This window comes from Thiorhodococcus mannitoliphagus, from assembly GCF_010915725.1.
Lineage (GTDB): Bacteria > Pseudomonadota > Gammaproteobacteria > Chromatiales > Chromatiaceae > Thiorhodococcus > Thiorhodococcus mannitoliphagus.
Genome location: NZ_JAAIJR010000396.1, coordinates 1 through 752 on the forward strand (window position 1 = coordinate 1; position 752 = coordinate 752).

Sequence of the window (752 nt, forward strand, 5' to 3'; positions counted from 1 at the left end):
TCCTCGCTCGTGCGGGTCTCGCCAAGATGGTAGAAGACCTGCCCGGTGACCACGCAGAAGGTCGCGATGAGGGTGAGAGTGCCGTGGCGGATGTATTCGAATTCTTGCCGCTCGGCGCGCCCTGGGCGGGCACGCTGGGTCGGCGCTGCGCGCTCGAGCGCTTGCACCCCGGTCATCTCGTCGATGCTGCGGGTCTCAATGCCTTCGGCGGCACGTTCCGGGGCCAGGCGATAGGTCTCGCAGACATCCCGACAGCGCTCGGCGAAATCACCATCGCGCGGGGTGTTGATCCAGCCTTGCACGCGATGCGGCTTGAGATCGACCTCGCGTAAGAAGCGTCCGATGGAGTGCGCGGAGATGGCGTCGACGATCCCACGCGCCTTGGCCTCTTTGGCCAAGTCCTCATGGGTCCAGCGCGCCAGCTTCACCCCCTCGCGGACCGCAGGCTCGCACGCCAGGGCAATGATGGCGCAGATCTGCTCGGGGGTGAAGGTCGGCGGCGTCCCCGAACGCGGGCAATCGCTCAAACGCTCAAGCACCGGGTGATCCGCGCGCTCGCGCCAGCGGCGGCGCCAGCGTTGGACCAACGAGCGACTGACCTGCAACGTGGCGGCCGTTTCGTGCACCCCCGTGCCGGCGTCGGCGGCGAGAATGATTCGGGCTCGGGTCGCCAGTTGCTGCGCAGTGGTGTGCTGACGCACCAACGCCTCCAACTGGGTACGTTCTTTGTCGGTGAGGGAAATGGGAATCGG

The 752-nt window shown here is 66.9% G+C and carries 1 protein-coding gene; it reads right to left on the reverse strand.

Annotation, left to right across the window (positions count from 1 at the left end; all coding sequences use genetic code 11):
• The coding region (locus G3480_RS28840; RefSeq protein ID WP_164657273.1) for an IS630 family transposase at window positions 1-752 on the reverse strand (752 nt) is incomplete at both ends.